General features: G+C 62.5%; 17 protein-coding genes. 3 read left to right on the top strand and 14 right to left on the bottom strand.

What is annotated here, in order from left to right; all coding sequences use genetic code 11:
- Positions 1–160: 160 nt before the first annotated feature.
- The 5 genes from NKI20_RS14315 to NKI20_RS14335 form a co-directional block, all read right to left on the bottom strand.
- A complete protein-coding gene (locus tag NKI20_RS14315; RefSeq protein WP_352831401.1) occupies positions 161–1,273 on the bottom strand; it encodes an ABC transporter ATP-binding protein in 1,113 nt (370 codons plus the stop codon).
- Between the two features lie 24 nt (positions 1,274–1,297).
- Positions 1,298–2,962 carry a beta-galactosidase BglA gene (bglA, locus tag NKI20_RS14320; protein ID WP_352831403.1) on the bottom strand — a complete coding sequence of 555 codons (1,665 nt, stop codon included), beginning with the start codon at positions 2,960–2,962 and terminating at the stop codon, positions 1,298–1,300.
- A 4-nt stretch (positions 2,963–2,966) separates the two neighbouring features.
- Positions 2,967–4,121: a carbohydrate ABC transporter permease gene (locus NKI20_RS14325; RefSeq protein ID WP_352603226.1), complete on the bottom strand. Its 1,155-nt coding sequence runs from the start codon at positions 4,119–4,121 to the stop codon at positions 2,967–2,969.
- A 1-nt stretch (position 4,122) separates the two neighbouring features.
- A complete protein-coding gene (locus NKI20_RS14330) occupies positions 4,123–5,136 on the bottom strand; it encodes a carbohydrate ABC transporter permease (protein WP_023761197.1) in 1,014 nt (337 codons plus the stop codon).
- A 253-nt stretch (positions 5,137–5,389) separates the two neighbouring features.
- Positions 5,390–6,745 (bottom strand): ABC transporter substrate-binding protein, encoded by a 1,356-nt coding sequence (locus NKI20_RS14335; RefSeq protein WP_352603228.1) that lies wholly within the window; start codon positions 6,743–6,745, stop codon positions 5,390–5,392.
- Between the two features lie 364 nt (positions 6,746–7,109).
- On the opposite strand from NKI20_RS14335, the gene NKI20_RS14340 reads away from it, so the two are divergent.
- From NKI20_RS14340 to NKI20_RS14350, 3 genes are all read left to right on the top strand, one after another.
- Entirely contained in the window at positions 7,110–8,132 is a 1,023-nt protein-coding gene (locus tag NKI20_RS14340; protein ID WP_023761199.1) for a LacI family DNA-binding transcriptional regulator, read from the top strand.
- A 300-nt stretch (positions 8,133–8,432) separates the two neighbouring features.
- Positions 8,433–9,002: a TetR/AcrR family transcriptional regulator gene (locus tag NKI20_RS14345; protein WP_352831407.1), complete on the top strand. Its 570-nt coding sequence runs from the start codon at positions 8,433–8,435 to the stop codon at positions 9,000–9,002.
- A gap of 49 nt (positions 9,003–9,051) precedes the next feature.
- The gene (locus tag NKI20_RS14350) at positions 9,052–9,969 is read left to right on the top strand and encodes an oxidoreductase (protein WP_352831409.1); all 918 of its coding nucleotides are present in this window, start codon (positions 9,052–9,054) and stop codon (positions 9,967–9,969) included.
- A gap of 170 nt (positions 9,970–10,139) precedes the next feature.
- On the opposite strand, the gene NKI20_RS14355 is transcribed toward NKI20_RS14350, so the two are convergent.
- From NKI20_RS14355 to NKI20_RS14395, 9 genes are all read right to left on the bottom strand, one after another.
- The gene (locus NKI20_RS14355; RefSeq protein WP_352831411.1) at positions 10,140–11,570 is read right to left on the bottom strand and encodes a S8 family serine peptidase; all 1,431 of its coding nucleotides are present in this window, start codon (positions 11,568–11,570) and stop codon (positions 10,140–10,142) included.
- Positions 11,560–12,228 carry an anti-sigma factor gene (locus tag NKI20_RS14360; RefSeq protein WP_352831413.1) on the bottom strand — a complete coding sequence of 223 codons (669 nt, stop codon included), beginning with the start codon at positions 12,226–12,228 and terminating at the stop codon, positions 11,560–11,562. The genes NKI20_RS14355 and NKI20_RS14360 overlap by 11 nt, the downstream gene beginning before the upstream one ends.
- A complete protein-coding gene (locus NKI20_RS14365) occupies positions 12,225–12,791 on the bottom strand; it encodes a sigma-70 family RNA polymerase sigma factor (RefSeq protein ID WP_352831415.1) in 567 nt (188 codons plus the stop codon). Before NKI20_RS14365 ends, NKI20_RS14360 begins: the two co-directional genes overlap by 4 nt.
- A gap of 243 nt (positions 12,792–13,034) precedes the next feature.
- Positions 13,035–13,874: an alkaline phosphatase family protein gene (locus tag NKI20_RS14370; protein WP_352831417.1), complete on the bottom strand. Its 840-nt coding sequence runs from the start codon at positions 13,872–13,874 to the stop codon at positions 13,035–13,037.
- 60 nt (positions 13,875–13,934) lie between these two features.
- The gene (locus NKI20_RS14375; protein ID WP_023761414.1) at positions 13,935–15,590 is read right to left on the bottom strand and encodes an ABC transporter ATP-binding protein; all 1,656 of its coding nucleotides are present in this window, start codon (positions 15,588–15,590) and stop codon (positions 13,935–13,937) included.
- The gene (locus NKI20_RS14380) at positions 15,590–16,414 is read right to left on the bottom strand and encodes an ABC transporter permease (protein WP_352487669.1); all 825 of its coding nucleotides are present in this window, start codon (positions 16,412–16,414) and stop codon (positions 15,590–15,592) included. Before NKI20_RS14380 ends, NKI20_RS14375 begins: the two co-directional genes overlap by 1 nt.
- A 9-nt stretch (positions 16,415–16,423) precedes the next feature.
- Positions 16,424–17,383, bottom strand: a complete 960-nt coding sequence (locus NKI20_RS14385) for an ABC transporter permease (RefSeq protein ID WP_352727204.1) — start codon at positions 17,381–17,383, stop codon at positions 16,424–16,426.
- Positions 17,384–17,399: 16 nt separating this feature from the next.
- On the bottom strand, positions 17,400–18,986 hold the full coding sequence (locus tag NKI20_RS14390) for an ABC transporter substrate-binding protein (RefSeq protein WP_023761417.1): 1,587 nt from the start codon (positions 18,984–18,986) through the stop codon (positions 17,400–17,402).
- 154 nt (positions 18,987–19,140) lie between these two features.
- Complete coding sequence (locus NKI20_RS14395) at positions 19,141–21,126, bottom strand: CocE/NonD family hydrolase (protein WP_352831420.1); 1,986 nt, start codon at positions 21,124–21,126, stop codon at positions 19,141–19,143.
- Positions 21,127–21,299 lie beyond the last annotated feature (173 nt).

The following is a 21,299-nucleotide window of genomic DNA, read 5'->3' on the forward strand; positions in this document are numbered from 1 at the left end:
CGGGGGGGCTCGTTTTTGTTAATAATACACCCCCCCCCCCAAGCCCCCCCCCCGGGCCTGTTTTCGCACCCTCTGCGCCCCAAAACCCCCAACCCCGTTGCCCACAAAACCCGGGGGGGCCTGCCCCGCCGCTCTTTTTTACCGTCGAGATGGTTCCGTCTCAAGCCGCCTTCGCTTCCGCTTCGTGAAGGGCGAAGGACCGCCCGTCCGTATCGAAGATATGCAGGTCTTCGCCATTGGCGCTCAGCCGCAATGTCGAGCCGCGCTTGACCTCGACATTGCCGGGCAGCTTGGTCACCAGCGGCAGGTCGGCGCGGCCGATGTCGACATAGACAAGCTGGACCTCGCCGAGCTGCTCGACATAGTCGACCGTCCCTTCGAACAGATAGTCCGCACCGCTGGCAATGATCAGGTCCTCCGGCCGCACGCCAAAGCTCACCGCGGCGCCCTTTGCCGAAGCAGGGGTCGTGATCGGCACGGTTGCCTTGCGCCCGCCGACATGGCTGACGACAGTCGGGTTTCCGGTCCTTTCGATGGTCGCCGGCAGGATGTTCATGGCCGGCGAGCCGATGAACTGGGCAACGAACAGATTGCCGGGCTTCTTGTAGAGATCCATAGGCGTGCCGACCTGCTCGATATGGCCTTCCTTGAGCACAACGATGCGGTCGGCCAGCGTCATCGCCTCGACCTGGTCATGGGTGACGTAGATCATGGTCGTGGCGGGCATCGATTCCTTGAGCTTGGCGATTTCGATGCGGGTGGCGACGCGAAGTGCGGCGTCAAGGTTCGACAGCGGCTCGTCAAACAGGAACACCTTCGGATTGCGCACGATGGCGCGGCCAATGGCGACGCGCTGGCGCTGTCCGCCCGACATCGCCTTGGGCAAGCGGTCGAGATATTTCGTCAACTGCAGGATTTCCGCCGCCTGGCGTACGCGCCGGTCGATCTCGGCCTTGTTCTCTTTGCCGATCTTCATCGAGAACGCCATGTTGTCGTAGACGGTCATGTGGGGGTACAGCGCGTAGGACTGGAACACCATGGCGATGCCCCGCTTCGACGGCGGCACGTCGTTCACGACCTCGCCGGCTATTCTGAGCTCGCCGGAGGTGATTTCCTCGAGCCCGGCGATCGACCTCAGCAATGTCGACTTGCCGCAGCCCGACGGACCGACGAAGACGATGAATTCGCCCGACTTGATATCGAGGTCGATGCCGTGGAGAATGTTCAGATTGCCGTAGGACTTCTTCACTTGTCTTAGCGTGACATCGGCCATTGGTTTGCTCCAGTGATTTGAAATTCAGTCGACGCGCCCGAACCAGGCGCCGTAGCCGCCAAGCTCGATGGAACCGCTGCTTGCCTGCCCCGAAAATCCGTGCCCGGGCAAAGGTTGCAGCGATCGGCTGCCAAGGTCAACCTTGGTTGGCCCGGCTCCCAGATTGAAGACGCAGACGATCTGCTCGTTGCCTGCGCGGCGGGTGAAGGCGACGGTGTCGCCCTCGCTTTCGATGAAGGTGATGTCACCCTTGACAAGCGCCGGGTGGGCACGCCGGAAGGTGAGAAAGCGACGATAGTGCTCAAGCAGCGAATTCTCGTCGCCCTGCTGGACATTGACCGCTTGCGACAGATGCTTGGTCGGCACCGGCAGCCAGGGCTTTGCTGGGGAGAATCCGCCATTCTTGGCGCTGCCGTCCCACACCATCGGCGTGCGGCAGCCGTCGCGGCCTTTGAATTCCGGCCAGAAGCGGATGCCGTAGGGGTCCTGCAAGTCCTCGAAGCGCAGTTCCGCTTCGGCGAGCCCAAGCTCTTCGCCCTGGTAGATGCAGACCGAACCGCGCAATGACATCAAGAGCGCCGAGATGACCTTGAGGTAGGCGGTCGGATCGGCTTCGCCAGCCGCCCAGCGCGAGGCCGGGCGCATCACGTCGTGGTTGGAGAAGGCCCAGCACGACCAGCCGTCGCTGGCGACCTTGCCGAAGGATTCCAGCACCGAGCGGACCTTGGCCGCACTGATCTTTTCCGGCGCCAGGAAGTCGAACGAGTAGCACATGTGCACGCGCTTGCCGCCGGCCGTGTAGGCAGCCACAACGTCCAGTCCGCGCTGCGAATCGCCGACCTCGCCGACCGCCGCGGTCGCCGGATATTCGTCGAGCAGCGCGCGGAAGCGCTCGAGGAAGCCGAGGTTCTCAGGGCGGCTCTTGTCGTAGAGATGGTCCTGATAATTGTAGGGGTTGACCGCGGGTGCGGTCTGGTCGTTGCGCTCTTCCGGCGGCAGCGGCGGATTGTTTTCCAGGCCCTGGCTGTGGAAGTAAAAATTGATGGTGTCGAGCCGAAAACCGTCGACGCCACGCTCCAGCCAGAAGCGGGTGACGTCCAGCAACGCATCCTGGACTTGGCGGTTGTGGAAGTTGAGGTCGGGCTGCTCGGCCAGGAAATTATGCAGGTAATATTGCTGGCGGCTGGTGTCCCATTGCCAGGCCGAGCCGCCGAAGATCGACAGCCAATTATTGGGTGGCGTGCCGTCCGGGCTGGCGTCCGCCCAGACGTACCAGTCGGCCTTCGGGTTGGTGCGGTTCGACCGGCTTTCCTTGAACCATGGGTGGTTGTCGGCGGTGTGCGACAGCACCTCGTCGATCATCACCTTCAAGCCTAGCCTGTGTGCCTCGGCGGTCAGCGCGTCGAAGTCGGCCAGCGTACCGAACATCGGATCGACGTCGCAATAATCGGTGACATCGTAGCCGAAATCCTTCATCGGCGATTTGAAGAACGGCGAAATCCAGATGGCGTCCGCACCGAGTGCCGCAATGTAGGGGAGGCGGCCGATGATCCCCTTGAGGTCGCCGATACCGTCGCCGTTCGAGTCCTGATAGCTGCGCGGGTAGATCTGGTAGATCACAGCACCCCGCCACCAGTCGCGATCGATGGCGAGGTCAGGTTTCGAGCTGGCCTTCAAAGCGGATCGCATCGTTTCAGCCTCCTTTCACCGAGCCGGCAAGCAGCCCGCGGACAAAATAGCGCTGCAGCGAGAAGAAGACGATCAGCGGCACGATTATGGTCACGAAAGCCGATGTCGTCAGAATTTCCCAGTCGCCGCCGCGTGAGCCCAACAGCGCATTGAGCTTGGCGGTTAGCACGATCTGGTCTGCCTCTGTACCCAGGAAAACCATCGCCACCAGCAGATCGTTCCATACCCATAGGAACTGGAAGATGGCAAACGAAGCCAGCACTGGGAAGGACAGCGGCAAGACGATCTTGACGAAGATCTCGAAATCGCTGGCGCCGTCGATACGAGCCGATTCCATGATTTCGCGCGGCAGGCCGGCAATATAGCTGCGCAGCAGGTAGATGGCGAAGGGCAAGCCGAAGCCGGTATGCGCCAGCCAGATGCCGAGATAGGTTTTCGATGGCATGCCGAAGAAAGCGCCGACGCCGTTGTAGAGTTTCAGGAGCGGGATCAGCGACATCTGCAGCGGCACCACCAGCAGGCCGATGATGACGGCGATCAGCAGCGCCCGGCCGGGAAACCGCATCCAGGCCAGAGCGTAGGCGGCAAAGGCAGCGATCAGGATCGGGATGACGGTCGCCGGGATGGTGACGGTCAGCGAATTCATGAACGACCGTCCGATGCCCTCGGAAAACAAGACTGTCTTGTAGTTCTCGGTGGTGAATTTCGGCGGCGCCGACGACGCATAGTAGACGCGCTGGCCGCGATCGCCTTCGAATGCCTTGGGCGACTGCATGACGAAGCTGCCATCTTCATTCAGCTGCAAGATTTCGCCATCGCCGAGATCGGCCGAAGTGCCAGCGGGATATTGCGTTGGCGCCGCCGATTTAACACCGAAGGCGCTGATGTTGCGCTTGGCACCGTCGCCGAAGATGTTGCCCTCGAGAACGAACTTGCCGTCCTTTTCGACTTGCGTCGAGGCGGCCGGCAGTCGGCCGGCTTCGGTCTGAGTGGAACTGGCGAACGAATTCCACCAGCCAGAGGCGATGATCTGGTTCTTGTCGCGCAGCGACGAGACCAGGATGCCGAGCGTCGGTATGGTCCAGATCGCGACGAAGACAAGCACGGCGATATGGACGCCGAAGCGGCTGGCGAAGGAATTTCCGGTCGCAACGGCCATCTCAATGTCCTCCCGTCTCTTTGTTCGCCTGGCGGATGTTCCAGACCATGATCGGAATGACCGCGATCATGATGATGATGGCGATGGTGGCGCCGCGGCCGAAATCGCCGCCGCCACGGAACATCCAGTCGAACATCAAATTGGCCAGGACCTGGCTGTTCCACTGGCCGTTGGTCATGGTCAGCACGATGTCGAACACTTTGAGCACCAGGATGGTGATGGTGGTCCAGACGACGGCGATGGTGCCCCATATCTGCGGCACCATGATCTTCCAGAAGATCTGGAATGGATTGGCGCCGTCTATGACGGCGGCTTCCAGCGTTTCTTCGGGAATGCCGCGCAGGGCGGAAGACAGGATCACCATGGCAAAGCCGGTCTGGATCCAGATCAGGATCACCATCAGGAAGAAATTGTTCCAGAACGGCAGCGATATCCAGACCTGCGGCTGGCCGCCGAAATGCTGGATGACGGCGTTGAGGATGCCGATCTGGGTCTGGCCCTCGCCGCGATACTCGTAGATGAATTTCCAGATTACGCTCGCGCCGACGAAGGAGATCGCCAGCGGCAGGAAGATCAGGCTCTTGGCGATAGTGCCCCACCATATCTTGTCGGTGAGCACGGCGATGATCAGCCCGAGGAAGGTGCAGGCGGCCGGCACCACCGCCAGCCAGACGATGTTGTTGAGGATCGAGTTGCGGAACTCGCGATCTCCGAAGGCCCATTCATAATTGGCCAGGCCGACGAAATTGACGCCGCCGCGATCGAGGAACGACAGCCGCAGCGTCTCGACCACCGGATAGATCAGATAGATGGTCAAGATGATCATCGCCGGACCGACGAACAGCCACGGCCGGACCAGCCCTTGCCGGCGCAGATTGTCGATAGCCGCGGCGCCAGCGACGCCACGCGAGGGAAATATCAGGTCGACCAGTTTGTTGGCGCCCCAGAAATAGGCGACGCAACCGCCGACCCCGACGATGATGACGAATATGGCCGAGAAAATCTGAGCCGCCATGGGTCCCTCCCCCTGCGCATCACTAGCCAAGGCCGAACGGTCAGGGCGGTGAGATGCGCCGATTCAGTTGTTCAGAGCGCCATCGCCAGGCAAGACAGGTCTTCCTCTTTGCTGGGTCGCGCTTCATGCCGGATGTCTGTGTGCTCATGATAGTCGCCGCGGCACGGGCCGCAGGTTGGATCCGGGCCCCCAGGGTCCGGATCCAGTCAGGATCGATAGGTCAAAACGTCCAGCCGAACAATCGGCGGCTTGCCTACTTTATGGCGTCCCAGCTTTTCTGAATGTCGGTGGCGACATCCTGAGCGGACTTGCCGCCGACCAGGTCGATCATGCCGGTCCAGAAGGCGCCGGCGCCGATCTTGCCGGGCATCAGGTCGGAGCCGTCGAAGCGGAAAGTCGAGGCGTTGGCGAGGATGTCGCCCTGCTTCTTCAGCGCGTCGCTGGCATAGGCCTCCTTGTTGACCGACTTGAGCGGCGTCACGAAACCGCCTTCGGCCATCCAGATCTCATGGGCGAGCGGCATCTTCAGGAATTCGATGAAAGCGCGGGCACTCTTGCTGTCTTTCGTGATCATCGCCAGCGTACCGGCACCGAGCACGGGCGTGCCCAGTTCAGGCTTGGAGGCATAGGGCGGGAAGTAGAAGAAGTCCGCGTCCTGGCCAATCTTGGTGCCTTCCGGGAAGAAGGTCGGGATGAACGACGCCTGGTGGTGCAGGTAGCATTTCGGCGGCACTGAGAAGAGGCCCTTCGGGCTGTCGCGGAAATCGGTCGCCGCAACTGCCTTGGCACCGCCATCGACCATCTTGTCGTCGGTCGCGATCTTGCCGAAGATGTCGATGGCGCTGACCACTGCCGGGTCGTTGAACGGGATCTCGTTCTTAACCCATTTGTCGTAGACTTCCGGCGGCTGGGTGCGCAGCATCAGGTCTTCGACCCAGTCGGTCGCCGGCCAGCCGGTGGCGCCGCCGGAGCCGAGGCCGATGCACCACGGTTTGCCACCGTCGGCGATGATCTTCTTTTCGAGATCGGCGAGCTCTTCCTGCGTCTTCGGCACCTTGTAGCCGGCTTCCTCGAAATTGTCCGGCGAGTACCAGACCAGCGATTTCACGTCGGCCTTGTAGGGGAAGGCGAAGAAGCCCGGCTTGCCGTCCTTGTCCTTGAACGTGCCGAGATCGACCCATGACTGGCCGGCGCCGTAATTGTCCTTGACCCATTTGGCGGTGTCGTCGCCGAGCGGCGTCAACAGGCCCTTCGATGCGAGATCCTGGATCAGGCCTGGCTGCGGCAGCACGGCGATGTTCGGCGGGCTGCCGGCCTGCGTGTCGATGACGATCTGCTGTTCGTAATTCTCCGAGGAGGAGTATTTGATCTCGACGCCGGTGGCTTCCGAGAAATAATCGAGAACGCCGCGCACCAGGCCTTCGTCCTCACCGCGCCACGGTCCGAAGATCGACAGCGTCTCACCCTTGAGGTCGACTTTCTTGAGCTCTTCATAGTTCGCCCAGTTGAAGCGCTTGTCCTCACCCGGCTTGAATTTCAGTTCGGCATGCGCGGGCGCGTTCAGGGCGAGCGTGGCAAACGCGGCACCCAGCAAAAGCATTTTCTTCATCGGTATTCCTCCCAGTGGATCATACACACCGGACGGAACCTCCATTCCGCCCGCCGACGCCGCAGGACTGTGACTCAGTCAGAAAGGAACCGCAACCTTTCGAACAGTCTTCCAAAGCGCTTTGGCCTTTTTGATCTCGCCATTGAATCGGCCGGAAGTCAAGAGGCAGCTGGGCTAATCGATTTAAACTGACGCGTTTGCGGCCTGGAAAGTGCGCTGCAACATGCTTTTATGGCAGTGCAGCAGCAATTTTTGTTTCAAACACCTCTGAACCACGCTTATGGTCCGATGTCGAATGGCCCAAGCCCGACGGCACTTGGGTCGATTCAATTTAAAAGCGCTTTGAGGGAGATGGAGAGTTTTCGTGAACCTCAAGCAGCTTGCCCATATGCTGGCACTGTCGCAGACTACGGTAAGCCGCGCGCTGAATGGCTATCCTGAGGTCAACGAGGAAACGCGAAGGCGTGTCATGGACGCCGCCAAGCGCCACGGCTACCGCCCCAATCCCAGCGCGCGCCGGCTGGCGACCGGCAAGACCGGGATGATCGGCTATGTCCTGCCGACCGGTGCATCCGTCGACATCGATCCGCATTTCGTCGAGTTCCTGTCCGGCCTAGGCGATTATGCCCGCTCGCACGAGCTCGATCTGGTGCTGTCGCCGGCCGACGCCGACGATCAGGAGACGACCTACCGGCGCATTGTCGCCAACCGCCAGGTCGACGCCGTCTACATCTCCTCGCCGAGGCCCGCCGACCGGCGCGTGGCGCTGGTCAACACGCTCGGCATACCCTTCATCGTTCATGGCCGCAGTGAAGGCTTCGATTTCGACTATGCCTTTACCGACATCGACAATGAGGGCGCCTTCCGCGAGGCGGCTAGGCTGCTGATCCAGCTCGGCCACCGGCGGCTGGCGCTGATCAATGGCGACAACCGCGAGACCTTTGCCATCCATCGCGAACGCGGCGTGCGCCGGGCGCTGGCCGCGAGCGGACTGGAACTGGACGAACGCCATGTCTGCTCGGTGGTCATGACCGAAGAGAACGGCTATCGCGCCACAAGGCGTTTGCTGGAAGAGGGCGATGCGCCCACCGCGATCGCCTGCTCCAGCCTGATCATGGCGCTGGGCGTCGTGCGTGCGGTGCGCGACCTCGGCTTGAGCATTCCGGGCGATGTGTCGCTGATCGCCCATGACGACGTCTTCCCCTGGCTGCGGCCGGAGAATTTTTCGGTGCCGCTGTCGACGACGCGTTCATCCATCCGCCTCGCCGGCGCCCGCGTCGCCGAGCGGCTGGCGGCCCGGATTTCGGGGCTGGAAGAGGGCGCCCGCGGCGAAGTCTGGCCCGTCGACCTGGTGGTCAGGGGATCGGTCGCCGGCGCGCCTGGCTAGAGGTCGAAAAACGCAATCACTCCGCGCGACCGAGTTGGCCCCACTCCGGTCGTTCGGTCGAATTTGATGCTTTTGCAAAAGCGGCCGATGAGCTCTGACCGCTCGAGGAAGGCAAGCCATTGCCTGCGACCTTCGCGAAGTACCGAAGCTACCTATTGATCATCCGCCTTCTCAATATCTCTAGTCTGGCATCGGCACTTCGAAATTTTCAGATGGCTTTAAAGATGCATCCCTTGACTAATCTTACGCCATCCCCTATATAATTGAGTACCTACTTACTCAATATCGTTGGGCAGAAATATGGCGCGTCCCCTCAGTGAAGAAAAGCGACAGGCGCTGCTGGATGCAGCGGCCGAGTTCGTCGCGCGCCTTGGCACGGGCGCGTCCACGGCCAAGATCGCAAAGGCTGCTGGCGTTTCCGAGGGGACGCTGTTCACCTACTTTCCAACCAAGGACGATCTGCTCAACCAGCTCTTTCTCGAGATCGAGGCCGACCTCACAGAGACGATGCTGGCGCCATATCCGGCCGACGCCTCCGCCAAAGACCTGCTATTCGCGGTTTGGAACCGTCTGATTGACTGGGGACTGGCTCACGCCACAGCGCGCAAGGCCCTTCGCCAGTTGAAGGTGTCGGATCGCGTCACAGCGGAAAGCCGGAACCGGTGCCACGCCATGCAGCGGGATGCGCGGACGATGGTGGAGGAGTGTCTCGCCGGCCATGCGGCGCCTGACAGGATCGCCTTCTACATCGATACCATTCTTTTCGACCTGGCCGACATCAGCAGCAACGCGGTCACAGCCAAACCTCGGGAAAGTGACGCCATCCGGCAGGCCGGGTTCGACCTGTTCTGGAAGGGGTCTGCCGCCTGAATTTTAACCCATAAATGAGTATGTAATTACTCACTCACAAGGAACGAAAATGTCTAATAGCAAGGGTTTCACCGAAGCCGACGTCCCCAAGCAGACGGGAAAAAGCTTCATCGTCACAGGCGCCAACGCGGGCGTCGGGTTCGAAATCGTGCGGGTGCTTGCCGCCAGGGGCGCGCGCGTCCTGCTTGGCTGCCGCGAGCAGACCCGGGCGCAGGATGCCATCGCGCGGATCAAGCGGATCACGCCGAACGCCGATCTCGTCTGGTTGCCGCTCGACCTCGGTGACCTGGACAGCGTTCGCACCGCAGCCGAGATCGCCGCGAAGGAGCCACGGATCGATGCGCTCATCAACAATGCCGGGATCATGAACCCGCCGCTGACGCGCACGAAGCAGGGGTTCGAATCGCAGTTCGGCGTCAATCATCTCGGCGTGTTCGCGCTCACCTCGCTGCTCCTGCCTAAGCTGGCGGAGACGCCGGGAGCGCGGGTGGTCGTAACCTCAAGCGTCGCGCATCTGAAGGCCAAGATCGATTGGGACGACCTCAATGCCGACAAGAGCTACATCAAGACCGATCGCTACGGCGCCAGCAAGCTGGCGAACGCGCTGTTCTTCTTCGAACTGGATCGTCGCCTGCGCGCCTTGAAGTCGCCCGTCACGGCAATCGGCGTTCACCCTGGCATCGCCAGCACAAGTCTTGGCCGTCACATGGGGATTGTCCAGTTCGCGGGCCCGATCGTCGGCCTGTTGCTCAACAGCGCCGACAAGGGCGCCTGGCCGGCACTTCTGGCCGCGACCGGCAAGGTGAAGCCGGGAGGCTATTACGGTCCCACCGGCTTTGGCGGAACCCGCGGTGCAGCCGGCGAAGCAAAGCGAACGCCCCATGCCGAAGATCCAGCGCTCGCGAAGCGACTCTGGGACGTCTCGATCGCCATGACCGGCATCGACCCAGGCTTGCCGGCCGCCTGATCTCATCACGACGTGGCAAGAGCGGTTTATCGACCCACGCGGCGCCCGAGACTGCTTTCCTGTGGAAACGCCGAAAAGCAGACCTTCGGCTTTCACCCAATCTCGGCCATTGGGGCAACCATCTGATTGAGTTTCGACATGCATAAAGCAGAAGCTTCTAAGCGTTAGACCTATTTCTTTGCCGCCTCTGCCGCCTTGATGTCCAGCAGCCCGTAGCCGAAATCATTGTCGCGCCCCTTGGGGCCGAGGTCTCTTGCCGTAGCCCCGAGCGCCTTTTCGATATCGTCGGCCGAGCGATCGGGCGCGGCGTGGATGAGATTGGCAATGGCGCCGCTGACGATCGCCGCCGCGAACGAGGTGCCGGTGACCACATCCGAGCCGGCGCCGCTCGGCGCCACCATCTCGACGCCAGGCGCCGAGATGAAGACATAGGCGCCGCGATTGGCCTGCGGCATCAGCCCGTCCTTGGCGTCGGTGGCAGTCACGGCGATGACGCCGTCGAAAGCGGCCGGATAGCCATAGGGTGCTTTCGGACCGTTATTGCCGGCGGCGGCGACCAGCACCACGCCCAGCGCTCGGGCATTGCGGCAGGCGACGCCGAGCAGGTCGTTCTTCGGCCCGACGAAGCTCATGTTGATGATGCGCACGTCCTGGTCCGCCGCCCAGTCGAGCGCCGCAAGGATCACATCCATGGTCGACTTGCCGCCCTCGAAGGCGCGGGCATGGTAGATCCTGGCACCCGGCGCCATGCCCTCCAGCGCGCCGACACCGGCGATCAGGCCGTCGACCGACGTGCCGTGGTCGCGCTTTTCGATCGGCACGCCCGGCATGGCGTCGAACTGTTCGGCGATGACGCCAGCCAGCGCCGGATTGGTGTCGTCGATGCCGGTGTCGATCACAGCGATGCGGACGTTTTCGCCACTGGCCTGTTTGGAATCAAGCGCGATGCGCTCGAAGGCATAGTTGACGATGCTGGCGGCCTGTTGCAACGAATAGACATGGTTGGGCTCGCGCCGCTGGGTGCGGCCGTCGGCGGCCAGTTGCGCCAGCACGACGCCGACGGGCCGGCCGTCGGGAATCCCAAAACGCACCAGCGTGGTGCCAAGCAGCCGCGACTGGCGCTGCGAGCGCACCTGGAGGCCGAAGGAAGCGGCGATCTGCTGCACGGCCCCGGCATCGCCGTCCACCGTCACCAGCGCCTCGTCCGGCACGAAATCGCCGACCACCGCGCGCGGCGGCTGAACGGCGACGAGATCGGTCGGAGAGACGATCGGGCCGCCAGGCGGAGGGCCGGCCTGACTACCGGCGGGAGGTGTCGCCGAAGCCGGCCGTGGAGTCGGCATCGGTGCCGGGGGCACCACCGGGTTGGGGAACAGGTCGACAATCAGGGCCGGCAAGAACACCGCGCCGGCCTGCGCTGTATCCGTCGCGCTCTTCGCGTCACCCTTGGCGCAGTCGGCTCCTGCCGCATTGGCCCCGTTGCGGCAGTCGATTTTCGTGGGGTCAGGCTTCGCGCTGGTCTGCGCCGACGCAGGCACGGCGGCGATTGTCACCGCCGCCGCAAGCATGGCCGCAAGTCGAATGACCGCCTCAGCCGCCATCAACCGGTTTCCTTCCCTCGATCAAAGTCTCCGTGAAAGGCTGGGCGGCAATAAGGCCGATTTGCCTTGTGTAGTCGGCAGTGGTCGTCGCGGGAATGCCAAGCCGGAAGACGCCGTCGGCGGTCGGCCCGCCGATGATCTTCAGCCCGTTGCTGCCGAGAAAGCCAGAAATATCCGACATCTTCGCATCCGGCTTGAACTTGACCAGGGCGAACGGCATTTTCGCCAGATCGTCTTGCGCGCCGGCTATCTCGAAATCACTGCCCTTGCCGCCCGGCTCGAAAAATGACTGCACCATGACCAGGGCCAGCAGAACTGCGGCCGCGGCCCAGGCGACGCCGACCGGCACCGCCATGAAGCGGCCCCAGGCCTGCGCCAGCCAGGACGATCCTGCCGGCGCTCGCGCCGGTCCGGCCTCGGCATCGAGCGCCCTGGCGAAGCGGCTCAGCGCATCGGCCGGCGGACGGATCGCTTCATTGGCAGCCGCAGTGCCGGAGAATTCGGCTTCCGCCTCGCCAAGGGCGGCAAGTGCCGCCGGATCGCTGGCCAGCCATTCCTCGACGGCTTCCAGGTCCGAGCCCTCCAGCGAGCCGTTCAGGTAGAACGGCAGCAGCATTTCCATTTCGTCGCGGCGCGACATTTTTTCAGCGGCGCTCATGGCCACCCCCTGTCGTAACCGGCGGCCTTGAGGGCCTCACCGAGTTTCTTGCGGGCGTAAAACATGCGGGTCTTGACGGTCGCGACCGGAATGTCGAGCACCTCGCCGATCTCGCTCACCGACTGTCCATGATAATAGGCAAGATCGATCACCACGCGGTGCTCTTCCGGCAAGGCGTCGACGAAGCGCCGCAAGGCGGCAGCCTTGTCTTCCTTCATGGTGACGACTTCCGGCGTGTCGGCACTGTCGGGCACCGCAGCGGCGGCCTCGTCGTCGATCCAGTCTTCCTTCTTCTTGCGCAGCAAGGACAGCGCCTTGAAACGGGCGATGCCGAGCAGCCATGTCGAGACTTCGGAGCGCCCTTCGAAGCCTGGCGCCTGGCGCCACAGCTCGAGGAACACTTCGTTGGCGATATCGTCAGCCATCATTTCCGATCCCGTCTGGCGCGCCACGAAGCGGTAGATCCGCGCGTGGTGACGCATGAACAGGAGCCGCACGGCGGCACGGTCGCCCTTCGCGACCCGGTCGACAAGCGCGCGATCGGTCTCCGTCGCTGCCGTCATGGCCGGTCGAGCCGCCTGGCTCCTGTCTGCTCTGTCGCTGATCGGCCCAAAAAGGTTCATCCTCCGCCAAGGAATTTTTGGGAGGCTAGCCGAAGAGCGAGGCGGTTGCCAGAGCATCCCTTCTGCCCGTCATTTACCGGAGAGGTGAGACGTGGTCCGCGCAGCGGACGAAAAGCCAATTGCTTGGCCCTTCGAACGACGAACGCCGGCAGGCGGGAGGGGGGCGCCAACGTCACGTCCACATCACCCCAAAAAGGACTTCGCCTTCATCGTCGCCGGAACCGGCACGCCGAGACGGCTTAGGATTGTCGGCGCCAGCTGCAACTGGTCGAGCAATGTCTCGGCCTGCGGTCCCTTGCCGGCTCCGAAATAATACAGCGCGAAATCCTGCATCTCGTCGCCATGGCCGCCATGATGGCCGCGGTCGGTCTGGCCGTGATCGGCGGTGACCATGACCTCGTAGCCGGCTTCGATCCAGCGCGGCAAGAAGGCGGCCAGCATGCCGTCCATTGCATAGACGGCATGGTCCATCTCATGGCAGTCATGGCCGAAGCGGTGGCCCATCGAATCCAGCGTGCAGGTGTGCAGGATGCCGTAGTCGATGCCGTGGCGTTTGGTCAGCATGGTCAGCGTCGCGAACAGGTCGACATCGCTCGGCGTCATCTGGTTGCAGCCATTGTAGCCGGTCATGGTGTGGAAGCGGCCATGCGTGATCGGCCCGCTTGGCTCGTCGAATTCCATGTCCTCGATTAGGTCGAACGGAAAGGCCCGGAAGAACTCGGACCAGTAGGAATGGGTCACGGCGCCGGTCTTGCCGCCGGCCTTGCTGACTTCGGAGAAGATGTCGGGCTGCGCGACGCGGAACCGGTTCTCATTGGACAAGATGCCGTGCACCTGGGGCGAAACTCCGGTATGGATCGAGGCATAGCAGCAGGCCGAGGTCGACGGCAGCACGGAACGCATCTTCCAGACCCGCGCCTCGCCCGATTGCACCCAGCCTTCGAGATTGCCCATCAGCCGGCGCCAGTTCCTGTAGGGAACGCCGTCGAGGATGATCAGCAACAGTTTTGTCGCGAGCGCCATGGGCGACTCCGGAAGGCTTTGTCGTTGAAGGATGGTTTCGCGGCTTATGCCACGAATTCCCTAGTTCCCCGCACTGGCCATGCGCCGCCCCTTGATCGCCTTTTCCAGCCAGCCGATCTCCATCTCGGGAACCGAGGAAAGCAGCAGGTCGGTATAGGCGTCGAAAGGCGGCGCCAGCACCTTGCTCTTCGGGCCGTAGCGCACCACCTCGCCGCGGTACATCACCGCGATCGAATCGGCGATCGACTTCACCGTGGCCAGGTCATGAGTGATGAAGAGATAGGCGACGTTCTCCTCCTTCTGCAGTTCGAGCAGCAGTTCGAGGATGCCGTGTGCCACCAGCGGATCGAGTGCCGAGGTCACCTCGTCGCAGATGATCAGCTTCGGCTTGGCGGCAAGTGAGCGGGCGATGCAGACGCGCTGTTTCTGGCCGCCGGAAAGCTCGGCCGGATAGCGGTCGGAGAAGCCTTTGCCCATCTCGATCTTGTCGAGCAGTTCGGCGACGCGTCTGTCGCGCTCGCGGCCGCGTATGCCGAAATAGAATTCGAGCGGCCGGCCGATGATGGTGCCGACGGTCTGACGTGGGTTCATCGCCACGTCGGCCATCTGATAGATCATCTGCAATTGCCGCAGGTCCTCCTTCGGCCGGTCGGCCAGCCGGTTTGCCAGCGGACGCCCGTCGAAGGTGACGGTCCCTTCTTCGGGTGGCAAGAGCCCGGTGATGGCGCGCGCCAGCGTCGACTTGCCGGAACCTGATTCGCCGACGACGGCAAGCGTCTGGCCCGGATAGATGTCGACCGAGACGTTCTTCAGCACCTTGATGTGGCTGCGGCCATAAGCGGCGGTGACGTTCTTCACCGACAGGAACGGCGTCGTGCCGGGCTTCTGTTCGGCGTGTTCGATCTCATGCACCGACACCAGCGCGTTGGTGTACTCCTGGCGCGGCTCCTTGATGATCTGCCTTGTGCCGCCCCATTCGACCAGTCGGCCATGGCGCAACACCATGATCTCGTCGGAGACTTGGGCGACGACGGCAAGGTCGTGCGTGATGTAGAGTGCCGCCACATGGGTGTCGCGAATGGCGTCCTTGATCGCCGCCAGCACGTCGATCTGGGTCGTCACGTCGAGCGCCGTGGTCGGCTCGTCGAAGACGATCAGGTCGGGCTCGGAGCAGAGCGCCATCGCCGTCATCACGCGCTGCAGCTGGCCGCCCGAGACCTGGTGGGGAAAGCGTTCGCCGATGGTTTCGGGGTTCGGCAGGCTGAGCTTCCTGAACAGCGCGACGGCGCGCTTTTCGGCCTCGGCGCGCGTCGCCGTGCCGTGCAGCAGCGTGGCTTCCACAACCTGGTCCATCAGCCTATGCGCCGGGTTGAAGGCCGCCGCCGCCGACTGCGCGACATAGCAGACCTCGCGGCCGCGCAGCTTGCGAAAACCGTCCTTGCCGCCCTTGAGGATGTCGCGGCCGTTCAGGATGACCTCGCCGCCGGTGATGCGCACACCACCGCGCCCATAGCCCATCGACGACAGGCCGATGGTCGACTTGCCGGCGCCGGATTCGCCGATCAGCCCAAGCACCTTGCCCTTCTCGAGCGTCAACGAGACATCGTGCACCAGCACTATATTCTTCGGCGGTTCGCCGGGTGGGAAGACGGTCGCCTCGATGCGCAGATTGCGGATGTCGAGCAGCACGCCGGGTTTCGCTTTGCTCTCTGCCATCACCCGCGTCCTCCCTTCAGGCTTGTCGTCCGGTTGAGCACCCAGTCCGCAACCAGGTTGACCGAAATCGCCAGCATGGCGATCGCTGCCGCCGGAATCAGCGCTGCCCCGATGCCGAAGACGATGCCGTCCTTGTTTTCCTTGACCATGCCGCCCCAGTCGGCGTCAGGCGGTTGCACGCCAAGGCCGAGGAAGGACAGCGTCGACAGGAACAGCACCGCATAGATGAAGCGCAGGCCGAGTTCCGAAACCAGCGGCGACAGTGCGTTGGGCAGGATCTCGCGGAAGATGATCCAGGCGCTGCCTTCGCCGCGCAGCTTCGCCGCCTCCACATAGTCCATGACGTTGATGTCGACGGCGACCGCGCGCGACAGGCGATAGACGCGGGTCGAGTCGAGAATGCCCATGACCAGGATCAGCGTCACCAGGTTGGTCGGCAGCACGGATAGCACGACAAGGCCCATGATCAGCGTCGGGATCGACATCAAGAGATCGACAAGGCGCGACAGCAGCGTATCGAACCAGCCGCCGAACACCGCCGCCGAGAAGCCAAGGATGGCGCCGAGCGAGAACGACAGCGCGGTGGCCAGCACTGCGATGAACAGCGTGATGCGCGCGCCGTAGATCATTCGCGACAGCAGATCGCGGCCGAGATTGTCGGTGCCCAGCCAATGCGCCGCCGACATAGGCTCCCAGACATCGCCGACGATCTCGCCATTGTCATGCGGTGAGATCCAGGGCGCGAAAATAGCCGCCAGAACGAACAGTGCGGTCAGGATTATGCCGACCAGCGCGGGAATGGGGATGCGTTTGATATCGAGCATGCCCGCCCCCTATTTCGGATGTCGGAGACGCGGATTGGCGACGATCGCCGCTATGTCCGCAATGATGTTCAGGCTTATGTAGACAGCGGCGAAGATCAGCCCGACCGCCTGCACCACCGGAACGTCACGTTTGGTGACGTGGTCGACGAGATATTGCCCCATGCCCGGATAGACGAAGATCACCTCGACAACGACGACGCCGACGATCAAATAGGCGAGGTTGAGCATGACGACGTTGATGATCGGCGCGATCGCGTTGGGGAACGCATGCTTGCGGATGACGTTGAAGGCCGACAGGCCCTTCAGTTCCGCCGTTTCGACATAGGCCGACTGCATGACATTGAGGATCGCCGCGCGGGTCATACGCATCATGTGGGCGAGCACGACCAGCGTCAACGCCGTCGCCGGCAGCGTGATCGCCTGCATCCGTTCCCCGAAGGGCATGCCGTCATAGACGGTCGAGATGCCGGGGAAGATCTGCCACTTCACCGCGAAGAAGTAGACGAGCACATAGCCGATGAAGAATTCAGGGAAGGAGGTCGAGGCGAGCGCCAATCCGGAGATCAGCTTGTCGACCCAGCCATTGCGGTAGCGGACCGCGATAAGGCCGAGGATGATCGCCAGCGGTACGGCGACAATCGCCGCCCAGAAGGCTAGGAACAGCGTGTTCCAAAGCCGGCCCTTGATAGATGTCGCGATGTCCTGGCCGCTCGACATGGCCGTACCCAGGTCGCCCGTCATCACTCCGCCGAGCCAGTGGAAATACCTGATATAGGCCGGCTCGTTCAGCCCGAGCTGCTCACGCAGATTGGCTAGCGACTCCGGCGTCGCCGATTGCCCGAGAATGGCTTGCGCGACATCGCCGGGCAGAATCTGCGTGCCGGCGAAGATCAGGACCGAAACGGCCAACAAGAGGAGAATGCCCAGCGCAACGCGCTGGGCAATCAGTTTCAGGATGGGTGAAGACATATCCGCAAAGCCGGGCTCAGGCCTGCAGCCAGCACTTCGCCAAAGCGTAACCGTTCATCAGTTCCTGATGCGGATCGTCGATCCAGCCATCGACCTTGGCTCCGGTCGCGTCGATGAACTGGTTGAACATCGGCAAGATCAGGCCGCCTTCGTCGCGCACCATGACAGCCATATCGTGGTACATCTGCTTGCGCTTGGCCTCATCGAGCTCGGCGCGAGCCGCGAGCACCAGCTTGTCGAAATCGGGGCGCAGGAAACGCGTGTCGTTCCAGTCGGCGGTCGACAGATAGGCGGTCGAATACATCTGGTCCTGCGTCGAGCGGCCGCCCCAATAGGAAGCGCAGAAGGGCTGCTTGTTCCAAACCTCGTTCCAATAGCCGTCACCGGGCTCGCGCTTGAGCTCTATCTTGATGCCGGCCTTGGCCGCGCTCTGCTGGAAGAGCTGGGAAGCGTCGACGGCGCCCGGGAAGGCGACGTCGGAGGTCCTCAGCAACACGGTGCCGTCATGGCCCGACTTCTTGTAATGGAACTTGGCCTTGTCGGGGTCGTACTTGCGCTGCTCGATCTCGGTGAACAGCGGATAGGATGAATTGATTGGGAAGTCGTTGCCCAGCGAGCCGTAGCCGCGCAGCACTTTGTTCAGCATCTCCTCGCGGTCTATCGCCAGCTTCAGCGCCATGCGCAGATCGTTGTTGTCGAACGGCGCCGTGTTGCAATGCATGATGAACACGTAGTGGCCGGGACCGGCGTGATTGCGGATGGTGACGCCCGGCAGACGCTTGATCAGGTCGACGATCTTCGGCTCGACGCGGTTGATCATGTTGACCTGGCCGCCCTGCAGGGCCGCGGTGCGCGCCGTCGCATCGTTGATAACGATGACTTCTATCTGGTCGGCATGGCCCATCTTGTCGCCCTGCCAATAGTTGGCAAAGCGCTCGCCGCCATGGCGCACGCCAGGCTCGTTGGTCTTGACCACGTATGGGCCGGCCGAAATACCGGCATCGGGCTTATCCTTGCCGCCGTTCGGCTGGACGATCAGGTGATAGTCGCTGAGCAGGTAGGGAAGGTCGGCGTTCGCCTCCTTCAGCGTCAGCACCACTTCCTTGCCGCTGGCCTTGATGGTTTCGATGCCCTTCATGTAGCCGAGCGCGCCGGACTTCGACTTTTCGTCCGAATGGCGCTCCAGCGTGGCCGCGACGTCTTCGGCGGTCACGGTCTTGCCGTTGTGGAATTCGACGCCGTCGCGGATCTTCAGCGTCCACACCTTGGCGTCGTCCGAGGAGCCGATCTCCTCGGCGATGCGGTTCTCGAGTTTTCCCTCGGGGGACAGTTCGACGATCATTTCGCCCCAGCACTTACCGAAGGCGAACGGCACCTGCGTCATCATCAGCGCCGGATCGAGGCTGTTGGTGGATTCGCCGCCGACCAGGCCTGCCTTCAGCGTGCCGCCCTTGACGGGACCCGCAGCGCGCGCCGCACTTGAAAGCAGCGAGTTGGCGAAGGGCGCGGTGACGCCGAGCGCTGCCGCTCGGCCGAGAAAATCACGACGGCTCAGTTTGCCCGACGCAACGCGCCGGCTAAGATATTCCAGTTCATTCGACATTTTGAGTTCCTCACTCTGTTGGTTCGACTCTGCGGTCGTTTTTCTTGTTTCTTGTGAGGAGAATAATGACCGCAAGGGAAAGCGGTAAGCAAGACCGAATGCGACATGCCGTGGCGTAAATCGTACGTCGCAATTGGATCAACGAACTCGGCGTTCAAACAAGCGCGCGCGGTATCTTCTCGTCGAAATTGCGCTCGAAAACGAGCTTTTCGCCCTCATAGGCCTCGATTCTGGCGTTGATGATGAAGTTTTGCGCGTCCGATCGCAATTCGGCTGTTGTCTCGGTGCGCACCGACCATTCATTTCGCGACAGGGTCTGCGTCCAATGCGTTTTCCCCGAGGCCGACAGCGGATCGTCGGGATGGATCGTCCAGGTCTCGCGGGCGATGCTGCCAGTGGCAAGGCCGTGATCGAGATCGCGCACCTCGCCGAAATCATCAACGATGGAAAGGGTGACAATTCCGGTCTTCTCGTCGCGATCGACATGGCGCTCGGAATTGGTGGCGCGGATCGTTTCTGTCTCCCAGGGGGAGGCGCCTTCCGGCTCGGCGAACGTTACTTCGTCGCCCGTCGCCAACGGCCGCAGCGGCAGGGAAAGCGTCGCGGTCGACAAGGAGAGTTGGACCGGCTCCGGCGACGGCCAGATCATCGGCCAATAGGCGTTCGAAACGGCAACACGTAGGCGGTGGCCGGTCGGCACGCGGTAGGCGCATTGATCGAGCACGACGCGCGCCGACACCGTTTCACCCGGCACCAGCGCTTCCGGGAATTCGTGCGAATTGCGATGCGTCAGATTGAGTACGCCATAAGAGATCAGCTCGGAGGCACCGTCGGGATGCACGTCGCAAAGCCGGACCGCGACGTTGGCCTGGCGCCGGTCGGACGCCACCCGGATCAGGACTTCCGGCGCGCCGACAATATCGATCGCTTCGGTGAGCAAAGGCTGGTCGAAGCACACCGATAGCGCATCGTCGGCGCGCTGGTCGCCTGGCAGTTCCGGGCCGAAGGTGAACGGAAAATACTCGCCGCCGGCCAGGCCGCAGCTTTGCGGCGAGGCGACGATCGCGGGGTTGCCGCCCTCGGCGATAAGCTCGATCGATTGCGTCTCGATATTGGCCGATGGCCATTGCTGCTCCGCAATCCAGCGGCCCGGTCGCTCGGGATGCCAGCGTGCCGGACGGACGCTGTCCATGACATAGGCGCGGTAGGCGGGGTCGGCCTCGACGCCTGTGTCGATATCCTTCAGCCAGTGGTCCCACCAGCGCAACGCCTCCTGCAGGAAGCCGATGGCGGGCTTGGGCCCGGCGTAATGCGGGTATTTGTGCATCCACGGCCCGATGATGCCCTTGACCGGCGCTTCGATGTTGCTGGCCAGATGCGAAACCGTGTTGCGGTAGCCGTCATGCCAGCCGCCGATCGACAGCACCGCGGCCTTGACGGTGGAAAAGTCCTCGCAGATCGAGCCGCGCTTCCAGTAGGCGTCGCGGTGCTGGTGTCTCAGCCACAGCGGCGCCAGGAAGGGCTGGTTCTCCAGCCGGGTCAGCCACAGATCCCGCCACCTGTTGTCGCCGGCCAGCAGCGGATCCGGCGGCCGTGATGAATAGGAGAGCATGGTCGAAGCCCAGCCGAAATTCTCGATCAAAAGGCAGCCGCCCTTGTAATGGATGTCGTCGGCATAGCGATCGACGGTCGAGCACAGGCTGATCACCGCCTTCAGTGCCGGCGGCTGCTTGGCCGCGACCTGCAGGCAGTTGAAGCCGCCCCAGGAAATGCCCATCATGCCGACATTGCCGTTGCACCAGGGTTGGCTTGCAGCCCAGGCGATGACGTCGCATGCATCCTGCAATTCCTGCTCGGAATACTCGTCGTCCATCAGCCCTTCGGAATCGCCATTGCCACGCATGTCGACGCGGATCGAGGCATAGCCGTGGCCGGCGAAATAGGGATGCGTCAGCTGATCGCGAAAGATGGTGCCGTCGCGCTTGCGGTAGGGCAGGTGCTCGAGAATCGCCGGCACCGGATCGTCGCCGGCATCTTCCGGCATCCACACCCGCGCCGACAGCCGGCAGCCATCCGGCATGACGATGGTCATGTCCGGGAATTCGACGACCTTACGGGGAAATTCGGTGACGGTTTTCATGCGAGCTCTCCAGGATGTCAGTGACGCATGAAACGCGTACGTCACGAAGTCAAACGGGCGACGGCCCGTGTCGCCGACACGACGTTTGACGGGACCGTTCGACTTTCCATCTTGCGTTATCTCACTAATTTATGTATTACGTTTATTCGCTTAGGCTTGATGCATTGAGGACA

The organism is Mesorhizobium sp. M0830 (assembly GCF_040319965.1).
GTDB lineage: Bacteria > Pseudomonadota > Alphaproteobacteria > Rhizobiales > Rhizobiaceae > Mesorhizobium.